The following is a 9,864-nucleotide window of genomic DNA, read 5'->3' as shown; positions in this document are numbered from 1 at the left end:
CTTCAGGCATGGCTCGACCGTTCGGCGGAAACGCCGCGGGTCAGGTCAGCGATGTCTTGGATGGAGAGTTCGCGAGGTCAGCGCGTACTCGACGCGCCCTCACGGATAGGGGGCTGATCGCAGGACGGATTGGAAACGGCATCGTTGAACGATGAAGCCAAAGTCAATACCGCGTTGAATCCGTAGGACATGATACCTCCCCGTCCTGCCGTGATCGCTCACGGCAAGGTCCTGCGTGTCTAAAAGACAGCCACTCCTGGAATGCTCCAATTGCGGATGCCCTGCCCGTCTTTTCGTATCGTCCGTTCGGCTACGCCATCATGCGTGTCGGGGCAGTCTCGAGATGCCTCTCTTATCCCCCTCGCGCGATCGCTGAGATATCGCTTGGAGACGTCAAGACAAAGAGCTACCGTTCCCATATTGCTATGGGTTTTTGATCCGACAATCGCTTGTTGAAGCGTCGCCTACGTGCACACCGCCGCCGATTTGCACGCCCGCCCCGTTTCCCAAACCGCGCTGGTCTCAAGATCGTGGGCGCCGCGAACGACTTAAGGAATACACTATGCGCAAAGACTCGCAACGAAATTGATTCACACTTGAGGCATCAAAAAACTTGACCAGCGTTAACGCCGCGCACGAGTTGTACACAGCCTCGAGACCAAGTTTTTGGATTCGTGCACAGATTCGAAAATGCGGCGCATCATGTGACAATGACTCCCCAATCGCCAAAAAATTTTTACAAAAGCGTCACGCTCGCGACGCGCGAGCGAATTTTCCAAATGCTTGTCGCCGCTATGTCGATAAGTGGTTAGCGAGACACCGTTTTTTGAGTCTCGTTTCAGAGGGTAACCCGTCGTGGAAACGCGTTCCGGTGAAACTACGGTGTGCAGAACTCTGGCGCGCGGGAATTCAACTTAGGCCCGCGCCGCAGGGGTTTTTCGCAGCGCAGTGAAAGTTTCCGCTGTTGCAAAAACAGCGACAGGTGAAATTACGGACGCAGCCTGGCGAAGCCGCGAAGACTCTTCCAGCCGAAGATCGCTCGCCCAAAGACCGCAGGCGGGAAGTGACCACAAACGGTAATTGTGACAGGCAGCAAAAAGCCCGGCGTGAAAGCCGGGCTGATTGACGTGCGCGATGTTCGCTTCGACCGATCGCGTGAAGCGACCGGCTTCGCGCGACGAACTTTACTTCGCGAGCTTACTTGGCGAGCTTGGCGATCTGCGCGGTGAGGCGCGAGACTTTGCGGCTGGCGTTGTTCTTGTGAATGATGTTGCGCTGGGCGGCGCGCATCAGCGCGGGCTCGGCAGCGGCCAGCGCCTTCGCGGCGGCGGCGCGGTCGCCGGTCTTGATGGCTTCTTCGACGTTACGCACGGCGCCGCGCATCTGGGTGCGGCGCGACTTGTTGACGGCGGTGCGGCGGGCGATCTTGCGCGTCGCTTTCTTGGCAGAGGTAGTGTTGGCCATGGTCTCAATGTCCTTTGCGGGTACCGGTCGCGTCTTGGTCGGGTAGCGCCGGCAGCTTGACCGCGGAATCGACGCTCGGATTTAGGGTGTTCGGTTGCTGGGCCGTTCCCGGAACATGAGCGAAAAGCCTTGCGGCCCTCTCTGAGGCCCCAAAAGAGCCTGCAACTGCTCAAAGAACAGCGGCGGCAGGATTGCGCCCGCCGCCAGTTGGCGCCCTTATAGAGGGGGTCTTTGGCACCGTCAACGCTTTCGGGGTTGGAAAAGCAGGCTTCCGGCGTGCCAGGAAGGGGGCGTAACGCCCTGATGAGGTTGAATTTCTGCCGTCTCCCGGCTATTGGCTGGCGGCGTCGATAGGGGTCGTCCGATCGGACGATCAATTGGGGTGGGGTATGATCCGCGGCTTTTTCCGACTGATTGGCCTGTTGCTGCTGGCCGGCGGGTTCATCTTCATGGTCTATGACGGCGCCCGCTGGGTGGCCGACCAGACCCTCCGCTTCACCCGGTTCGGCCAGTTCTGGAACGACATCAACCAGGCCAGCCAATCGGCCTTCCGGGCCTGGGTCGAGGCCAAGGCGCCCTGGCTCTGGACCTCGGTGATCCGCCTCGTGCTGGACCAGCCGGTGTTCGCCGTCCTCGGCATCCTCGGCATTTTGCTGATGATCCTGTTCCGACCGCGCAAGCCGCTGATCGGCTATTCCCGCGACTGAGCTCCCGGCGGCGTAACAAGACTGCCTCTCGTTGCGTAAACACCTATATTCCCACTCGATCGCGAGCACGCCGCCTGAAGCATCTGGCTCGGGCGACGCACATCTCGTTTGCGGAGGTTCATCATGCTGTTCATGCGCAAGTCCACCGCATTGCCGAGCGCAGCCGACGCGCTGCCCGGCCGTGCGCAAGCCATTCCCACCGCGAGCATCCATTTCGTCAACGGCGCAAGATTGCAGCCGCCTTATCCCGCAGGTCTCGAGCAGGCCGTGTTCGGGCTCGGCTGCTTCTGGGGCGCCGAGCGCAAATTCTGGGAGCTCGGCGACGGCATCTATTCCACCGCCGTCGGCTATGCCGGCGGCCACACGCCGAATCCGACCTATGAAGAGACCTGCTCGGGCCGTACCGGCCACACCGAAGTGGTGCTGGTCGTGTTCGATCCGACGAGGATCTCCTACGAGAAGCTGCTGAAGACTTTCTGGGAGAACCACAACCCGACGCAGGGCATGCGCCAGGGCAACGATGTCGGCACGCAATACAGAAGCGCGATCTACACCTTCTCCGATGCGCAGAAGAAAGCCGCCGACGAGTCGAAGGCGCTTTATCAGAAGGCGCTCAGTGCAAAGGGCCTGGGGGCCATCACCACCGAGATCGCGACCGCGGGTCCGTTCTATTTCGCCGAGGACTATCATCAGCAATATCTGGCGAAGAATCCCGCCGGCTATTGCGGCCTCGGCGGCACCGGCGTGTCGTGTCCCATCGGCGTGGGTGTGAGCGCTTAAGGCATTCGGTCGCGCCACGAGCACCGCTGCACCTCTCCCGCTTGCCGAGCGGGAGAGGGGGCGCACCGAGCAAGTGCCCTCAACCCTTTATTAACCATAACCGGTGCAAGACTGGACCTGTCTCGGTTGTAGGGATGGTCCGGTGCGGGTTCTGCGCGCGTTTCGATGGTCGATCTTGGCAGCGTCCGCCGCGCTGGCCCTGGGCGGCTGCATGCAGACCGCCGGCCCTGTCGCGATGGTGCAACCCCGTCCCGATCTCGACGCCATGGCCTACGGCCAGCCCTACGGCGCTCCGCCGCCGGTCGTCGTTGCCAACAGCGGCGGCGGTGCCATCGATGCGCTCACCAATTCCTTTGCCGCGGGGCCTGCACCCGTTCCGGTCGCCTATGGCGGACCGGTGATGGCCGCGCCCGTGCGTTACGACGCTTCCTATCACCTCGACGCCGGCGACAAGCTGCGCGTCGTGGTCTACGGCCAGGAAGGTCTCACCAACAGCTACGCCATCGATGCCGGCGGTTCCATCACCATGCCGCTGATCGGCGCGGTGCCGGCGCGCGGCCGCACCACGGCGGGGCTCGCCAGAGAAATTGCCGCGCGCCTGCGCAACGGCTATATCCGTGAGCCTTCCGTCGCCGTGGAGATCGACTCCTATCGTCCGTTCTTCATTCTCGGCGAAGTCGCAGCCCCCGGCCAATATCCGTACGTGCCCAACATGACGGTCGAGAGCGCCGTGGCGATCGCCGGCGGCTTCTCGCCGCGCGCCAAGCGCGACGTGGTCACCGTGACCCACACCGAGAATGGCGGCGCCATGCGTGCCGTCGTGCCGCTCGGCACCCCCGTCAGCCCCGGCGACACCGTGTTCGTCGGCGAGCGCTGGTTCTAGAGGCTTCAGCCCGATCCCATCCTTTCGTCATTCCGGGGCGCGCGTAGCGCGTGCCTGGAATCCATACTCCCGATGGTGGTTATGGATTCCGGGCCCGCTTCGCTTCGCGGCGCATCCCGGAATGACGGATAGGGTCACCGCCTGAAATCCAGCCGCCCATTCGGAAAGCATCCGTCGATCCTGAAGGCGTCGACCACGCGCCCGATCCACGGCCTGACGATCGCGGGATTGGTCAGGTTGATGTATTTCCCGATCAGGCCATTGCCGCTCTCGCGCACAGCGTCGATCAGCCCGTGGCGTCGGCCATTGTCCCAGTCGAACCGCAGATAAATGCGCTCACCGACGACGCGCACCTCCGCGCGCCCTTGCTTCCATGCTTCGGGCGTATCGCCTGACATGGTCGGATCGGCGCCGCCGTTCCAGCGGCTGGCCCAGGCGCCTTCGAGCGGGTCGCCGATTGCGGGAACGGTCGCCCAATGCGCCGCATTGCCGTCGGCGGCATCGCCGGCAAGCGAAGCTGATATCGCATAGTGCATGACGTCGGCATCGCCGGGATCAGGCACGTCCAGGGTACCGAACGGGTTGCGGATGACGATGTTCGTGTTGGCCTGCTGCATGACGCTCTCCCGGCGTGAACTGGCTCGATCAGCCAGCTCTATCGCCGGGCGGTGTGGTGCAGCCACCCGATTTCCGCTCGGGGGGCAGCGCGGCGCAACTCTCTCCTCTCGTCATTCCGGGGCGCGCGTAGCGCGAGCCCGGAATCCATCACCACGAATCGGGATTATGGATTCCGGGCCTGCACCGCTCCGCGGCGCATCCCGGAATGACGGTGGAGAGAGACGGCCCGTGTGCTTTACGTCAAATGCTTCGCAAAGAACGCCATGCTGCGCGGCCAGGCGATGTCGGAACTGGCCTTGTCGTAGCTCGGCCGCTCGTCGCAATGGAAGCCGTGCTGGGCGCCCGGATAGATGAAGACCTCGACATCGGGCCGCTTCGCCTTGACGGTCTCGACGTCGGCGAGGGGAATGCCGGCATCCTTCTCGCCGAAATGCAACTGCGTCGGCACCTTCGGCTTCTCGTCGGCGAAGCGCACCACGGCGCCGCCGTAATAGCCGATCGCGGCCTTGAGGCCGTTCAGCCGCGTCGCCGCGACAAAGGCGACGCTGCCGCCGAGACAGAAGCCGATGATGCCGACCGGGCCGACGCTCTTCACCGCGTCGATCGCAGCCTGTGTGTCGCGCAGCATCGCGCTCCAATCGGGATTGGCGACGAACTTGCGCGCTTCGGCGATCTCGTCGGGCGTGTAGCCGGACTGGAAGCCCGGCGTGGTTCGGTCGAAGATCGACGGCGCGATCGCGACATAGCCTTCGCCGGCGAGGCGGTCGCAGACCGAACGGATGTGATGATTGACGCCAAAGATCTCCTGGATCACCACCGCCGCGCCCTTCGGGTTGCCCGAGGGATCGGCGCGATAGGCGCCGAGCTGGAAATTGTCGGAGGCCGTCAGTCTGATGTCTTGTCCCACGCGGGTTGTCCTTCTTGGTTGATCGTCAATGCGGGCGCTTGTCTTTGCCCGTCACTCCCACATCCAGTTCTCGCCGTAATCCTCCTTCCATCCTGCCAGCCGTCCGTGACGGAATTGCAGGAACAGGCGGTGGCGATAGGGGATCAGTCCGCTGCCGCCGATGTCGCGGAGCGCGAGATAGATTTCATTGCCGGGACGTCCGCGGATGTATCGCAGGGGCTGCCCCAGCGCGTGCGCGGTCTGATCCGCGTCCATCCCGAACGCCAGGGGCGCGTTGTTCGACAGGGTGTCGACGAAGGGACGGCGCGGCGGCACTGTGCCGAAGGGTTCGGCCCGCGCGGACGCCGCCATGATGAGAAGCGCCGCGCCCGCAGCCGCCAATGCCCGCTTCATCGTCATGACCCTCACCTCGCCGCCTATTCCGGCAAGTTCTTCAGGAAAGGCGCCACGGCGTCAACAAAAGCCTTGGGCTGATCGATGTTGACGGCGTGTCCGGCCGCGGGGATCACGACCTTTTGTGCGCCCGGGATCTTGGCCGCCATGTAGTCCGACGCCGCCAGGAACGGCGTGTCGTCGGCGCCGACCACGATCAGCGACGGCACTTCTATATTCGGCAACAACTCCATCACCGCGGCGTCGCGCTGGGTCAGCATGCCGCGCGCGGCCATCGCCAGGCCCCTGGCGTTGCGATGGCTGGCGGTGGCGCGCTCGCGCGTGGCTGCTTTCAGCACGTCGAGACCTTCACGATCGAGCTTGTCGGCGGTGGCGAACGCACGCGCGTTCCACGCCTCGCGCGCGTCGTCCTTCCTGAAGCCGGGACCGGTGTCGATGATCAGCAGCGCGCGCGTGCGCGAGGGATGGGCGCGATAGAATGCGAGCGACATGTAGCCGCCGAGCGAGAGGCCGCCGATGATGGCGCGCGGGGCGCCGACCGCATCGAGGATCGCCGCAATGTCGCCGACCGTCAGCGCCTCGCTGTAGGCTTTGGGATCGTCAGGGTAGTCGGACTGACCGTGACCACGCATGTCCCACAAGATCAGCTTGTGATCGCGCGCGAGCGCGTCGACCTGACCATGCCACATCGCCGAGGTCGAGGAATAGCCGTGCGTGAGCAGCAGCGGCGGCCCGTCACCGTGCACTTCGTAATAAATGCCGACGCCTTCACGATCGATCCTTGGCATTGCGCCACCCTTATTTTGTTTTGGTTCGATCCATCCTAGCCTGCGAGGTTACTCGGAGGAAACCGCCGCGATCGCAATGATACGCATGCTTGTCGTGTTGCTAGTTGCGTTCAGTCGCTAGCGTCAGCGCTGTTCTCGCAACGCACAACAGGCAGATGCCGCGATAGCTTCAATCGATTCCAGATTGCATTTGCCTCTGCGCACGAACCCGATCATTCTCGCGCGCAAGGCGGTCGCTGACCCGGTGGGCGGCCGCCATTCAAGTTGCCGCCGTAAGCGGCTTCATGCACCGGCAGGGGAAGACGCCTATGCCAACGCTCACGATCAACGGGCGGAGTATGTCCGTGGATGCGGCAAACGACACGCCGCTCCTTTGGGCCATCCGCGAGCAATTGCAGATGACCGGCACGAAATTCGGCTGCGGTGCCGGCCTGTGCGGTGCCTGCACCGTGCACGTCAACGGCGAAGCCGTGCGCTCGTGCCAGACCATGGTCGGCGACGTCGCCGGCAAGAAGATCACCACCATCGAGGGCCTGTCGGCCAAGGGCGATCATCCCCTGCAGAAGGCGTGGATTGCCGAGCAGGTGCCGCAATGCGGCTACTGCCAGTCCGGGCAGATCATGCAGGCGGCTTCGCTGCTGGCGAAGAATGCCAACCCGACCAAGGAAGAGGTCGTGGCGCATATGGACGGCAATCTCTGCCGCTGCATGACCTATTCGCGGATCCAGAAGGCGATCATGCGCGCCGCCACCGAGATGCGTACCGCATCCGCCGCCGGCAACGAGCGGAGGCACACATGAACGAGCACGTGAAGAACGTCATGCCAGAGACGACCGATCTCAGCCGCCGCTCATTCCTGGTCGGCACCGCCGCCGCCGGCCTCGTGCTCGGCTATGCCGGCGTGCCCGGCATTGGTGAAGCGCTCGCCGCGGCCCCGGCCAATTTCGAGCCGAGCGTCTGGTACGCGATCGCGCCCGATGGCCTGGTCACCGTGACCTGCGGCAAGGCCGACATGGGTCAGCACATCGCTTCCACCATGGCGCAGATCGTCTGCGAGGAACTGGGCGCGAAGTGGAGCGACATGCGGGTCAACCTCGCTTCCAACGATCCGAAGTTCAACGACCCGGTCCTCGGTGCGCAGATCACCGGCGGCAGCTGGTCGACCATGATGAACTTCGACGCGATGAGCCGGGCGGGTGCCGCCGGGCGCATGGCGCTCGCAGAGGGCGCGGCCGCGTCCATGGGCGTGCCCGCGGGCGAGCTCGTGGTGCGCGATTCCGTGATCTCGCATCCGAAGTCGAAGAAGCAGATGTCGTTCGCCGACGTCGTCAAGAGCGGCAAGGCGACCAAGACCTTCACGCCTGACGAGTTGAAGGCGATCAAGCTGAAGACGCCGGATCAATACACCATGATCGGCGTGTCGGTGCCGCAGCTCGACATCCCCTCCAAGACCAACGGCACGGCCAAGTACGGTATCGACGTGATGATTCCGGGCATGGCCTATGGCGCGCTCGTCACGCCGCCGGTGCGCTTCGGCGCGACGGTGAAATCGGTCGACGACAGCGCTGCGAAGAAGGTGCCCGGCTTCATCAAGGCCGTTACAATCGACGACAAGACCCAGACGACGTCGGGCTGGGTGGTTGCCGTCGCCAGCACCTATGCCAACGCCAAGAAGGCGGCGGCGGCGCTGAAGATCAGCTATGACGGAGGCCCGAATGCAAAACTGTCCAGCCAGTCGCTGCTCGACGAAGCCATGCGGCTTCAGAAGCTCGATGATTCCGGCCAGTTCTTCGTCAAGGACGGCGATGTCGCAGCCGCGCTCGGCACGGCGGCCAAGGTGCTGGAGGCGGAGTACACCACCAGCATCAACATCCACGCGCCGATGGAGCCGATGAACGCCACTGCGGAGTTCAAGGGCGACATCCTGCACATCTATTCCGGCAATCAGTTCGCGACGCGCTCCGGCGCGATTGCGGCGGGAGCTGCCGGGATCGATCCGAAGTTCGTGGTGATGCACCAGATGTGGCTCGGCGGCGGCTTCGGCCGCAGGCTGGACGCCGACATGATGGTGCCGGCGGTGCAGGCGGCCAAGGCCGTCGGCAAGCCGGTGAAGGTGATCTACACGCGCGAGAACGACATGACGATGGATTTCTCGCGTCCGCTCACCTACCAGAAAGTGAAGGCCGGCGTGGACGGCGACGGCAAGCTCGTGGCGCTCAGCCACGACGTGGTCTCGGCCTGGCCGACCGCGCGCTGGGGCATCCCCGACTTCCTGTCGCCCTCGGTCGACAAGAAGGGCCCGCTCGACGCGTTCACAGTGAACGGTTCGGACTTCTTCTATACCGTGCCGAACCACAATGTGCGCGCGATCAAGAACGAGATGGCGCACAACGCCACCCCGTCGGGCCAGCTCCGTTCGGTGGCGCCGGGTTGGACCTTCTGGGCGGTCGAGAGCATGATCGACGAGATCGCGGCGGCGACCGGCAAGGACCCGGCGCAATTTCGCATCTCGCTGCTCGACGGTGCCGGCAAGAACGACGGTGGCGCGCAGCGGCTGCGCAACACGCTGCTCGCCGCGATGGGCCTTGCCGGTTACGGCACCAAGAAGCTCCCCAAGGGAGAAGGCATGGGCGTCGCCTGCGTGTCGTCGCAGGAGCGTGCGACCGCAAGCTGGACCGCTTGCGTCGCGCATGTGGCCGTCGCGCCGTCGGGCGAGGTGACCGTGAAGAAGCTCACGGTCGCAACCGATGTCGGCACGCAGGTGCATCCCGACAACATCCGCGCCCAGGTCGAGGGTGCGGCGCTGTGGGGCCTGTCGCTTGCGATGCACGAGAAGGCGACGCTGAAGGACGGTGGCATCGAGCAGACCAATTTCGATAGCTACAGGCCCTTGCGCATGAGCCAGATGCCTGAGGTCGCGGTCGCCGTGATCGCCAATGGCGAGAAGGCCACCGGCGTTGGCGAGCCCGCGGTGACGGTCGTGGCGCCTGCCATCGGTAACGCCATCTTCAACGCCAGCGGCGCCCGCGTCCGGGCCCTGCCGATCACGGCGGAGGCCGTGAAGGGGGCGATGAAGGCGTAAGCTGCGTCTTGCAGTTGTGAGGTGAGACGTCCGCCGGAGGGGCACCTCCGGCGGACTTTTTTTGCGAAAAGCTCAGCATTTTCAATGGTCCTCCTACTGTGCATGGGGTTGTTTTCGCCGTGGGGGGAAACCCGACCCGTAAAATTGCGTGCAATTTCGGCAGGTTCGGTTGAGCACGCCTCTTAAGGGCCGGAGAACCTGATCCGGCATAGGCTGACGCCAAAGACAGTCCCGTGCTTTTG

Annotated in this window: 10 protein-coding genes; 5 read left to right on the top strand and 5 right to left on the bottom strand. The window is 64.0% G+C overall.

The features are described 5' to 3' along the window. Positions 1-1,197 precede the first annotated feature (1,197 nt). Positions 1,198-1,464, bottom strand: coding sequence for a 30S ribosomal protein S20 (gene rpsT, locus XH90_RS34265; protein ID WP_092289289.1), 267 nt, complete (start codon positions 1,462-1,464; stop codon positions 1,198-1,200). A 389-nt stretch (positions 1,465-1,853) separates the two neighbouring features. Between rpsT and XH90_RS34260 the strand changes: the two genes are divergently transcribed. From XH90_RS34260 to XH90_RS34250, 3 genes are all read left to right on the top strand, one after another. Next, the gene (locus XH90_RS34260) at positions 1,854-2,171 is read left to right on the top strand and encodes a hypothetical protein (protein ID WP_194478616.1); all 318 of its coding nucleotides are present in this window, start codon (positions 1,854-1,856) and stop codon (positions 2,169-2,171) included. Positions 2,172-2,294: 123 nt separating this feature from the next. Continuing rightward, complete coding sequence (msrA, locus tag XH90_RS34255) at positions 2,295-2,951, top strand: peptide-methionine (S)-S-oxide reductase MsrA (RefSeq protein ID WP_194478615.1); 657 nt, start codon at positions 2,295-2,297, stop codon at positions 2,949-2,951. Positions 2,952-3,093: 142 nt separating this feature from the next. Continuing rightward, the gene (locus tag XH90_RS34250) at positions 3,094-3,834 is read left to right on the top strand and encodes a polysaccharide biosynthesis/export family protein (protein WP_246755663.1); all 741 of its coding nucleotides are present in this window, start codon (positions 3,094-3,096) and stop codon (positions 3,832-3,834) included. 134 nt (positions 3,835-3,968) lie between these two features. Here XH90_RS34250 and XH90_RS34245 read toward each other — a convergent pair whose 3' ends face one another. From XH90_RS34245 to XH90_RS34230, 4 genes are all read right to left on the bottom strand, one after another. After that, the gene (locus XH90_RS34245; RefSeq protein ID WP_194478614.1) at positions 3,969-4,451 is read right to left on the bottom strand and encodes a hypothetical protein; all 483 of its coding nucleotides are present in this window, start codon (positions 4,449-4,451) and stop codon (positions 3,969-3,971) included. Between the two features lie 236 nt (positions 4,452-4,687). Then, complete coding sequence (locus tag XH90_RS34240; protein WP_194478613.1) at positions 4,688-5,359, bottom strand: dienelactone hydrolase family protein; 672 nt, start codon at positions 5,357-5,359, stop codon at positions 4,688-4,690. Between the two features lie 51 nt (positions 5,360-5,410). Beyond that, a complete protein-coding gene (locus XH90_RS34235) occupies positions 5,411-5,752 on the bottom strand; it encodes a hypothetical protein (RefSeq protein WP_194482905.1) in 342 nt (113 codons plus the stop codon). A 23-nt stretch (positions 5,753-5,775) separates the two neighbouring features. Then, a complete protein-coding gene (locus XH90_RS34230; RefSeq protein ID WP_194478612.1) occupies positions 5,776-6,540 on the bottom strand; it encodes an alpha/beta fold hydrolase in 765 nt (254 codons plus the stop codon). Between the two features lie 308 nt (positions 6,541-6,848). On the opposite strand from XH90_RS34230, the gene XH90_RS34225 reads away from it, so the two are divergent. Together XH90_RS34225 and XH90_RS34220 are read left to right on the top strand one after the other, a co-directional pair. Continuing rightward, positions 6,849-7,340, top strand: coding sequence for a (2Fe-2S)-binding protein (locus XH90_RS34225; RefSeq protein WP_194478611.1), 492 nt, complete (start codon positions 6,849-6,851; stop codon positions 7,338-7,340). Continuing rightward, on the top strand, positions 7,337-9,622 hold the full coding sequence (locus XH90_RS34220) for a xanthine dehydrogenase family protein molybdopterin-binding subunit (RefSeq protein ID WP_194478610.1): 2,286 nt from the start codon (positions 7,337-7,339) through the stop codon (positions 9,620-9,622). Before XH90_RS34225 ends, XH90_RS34220 begins: the two co-directional genes overlap by 4 nt. The last annotated feature ends 242 nt before the right edge of the window (positions 9,623-9,864 follow it).

Origin of the sequence: Bradyrhizobium sp. CCBAU 53338, assembly GCF_015291665.1 — a bacterium.
Taxonomy (GTDB): Bacteria; Pseudomonadota; Alphaproteobacteria; order Rhizobiales; family Xanthobacteraceae; genus Bradyrhizobium.
This window is presented reverse-complemented; position numbering and strand designations above follow the sequence as displayed.

Excerpts from the sequence above, each read along its gene's own strand:
- XH90_RS34225 (WP_194478611.1), top strand. The coding sequence starts at position 6,849 with ATGCCAACGCTCACGATCAACGGGCGGAGTATGTCCGTGGATGCGGCA.
- XH90_RS34260 (WP_194478616.1), top strand. The coding sequence starts at position 1,854 with ATGATCCGCGGCTTTTTCCGACTGATTGGCCTGTTGCTGCTGGCCGGC.
- msrA (WP_194478615.1), top strand. The coding sequence starts at position 2,295 with ATGCTGTTCATGCGCAAGTCCACCGCATTGCCGAGCGCAGCCGACGCG.
- rpsT (WP_092289289.1), bottom strand. The coding sequence starts at position 1,464 with ATGGCCAACACTACCTCTGCCAAGAAAGCGACGCGCAAGATCGCCCGC.
- XH90_RS34230 (WP_194478612.1), bottom strand. The coding sequence starts at position 6,540 with ATGCCAAGGATCGATCGTGAAGGCGTCGGCATTTATTACGAAGTGCAC.
- XH90_RS34220 (WP_194478610.1), top strand. The coding sequence starts at position 7,337 with ATGAACGAGCACGTGAAGAACGTCATGCCAGAGACGACCGATCTCAGC.
- XH90_RS34245 (WP_194478614.1), bottom strand. The coding sequence starts at position 4,451 with ATGCAGCAGGCCAACACGAACATCGTCATCCGCAACCCGTTCGGTACC.
- XH90_RS34235 (WP_194482905.1), bottom strand. The coding sequence starts at position 5,752 with ATGAAGCGGGCATTGGCGGCTGCGGGCGCGGCGCTTCTCATCATGGCG.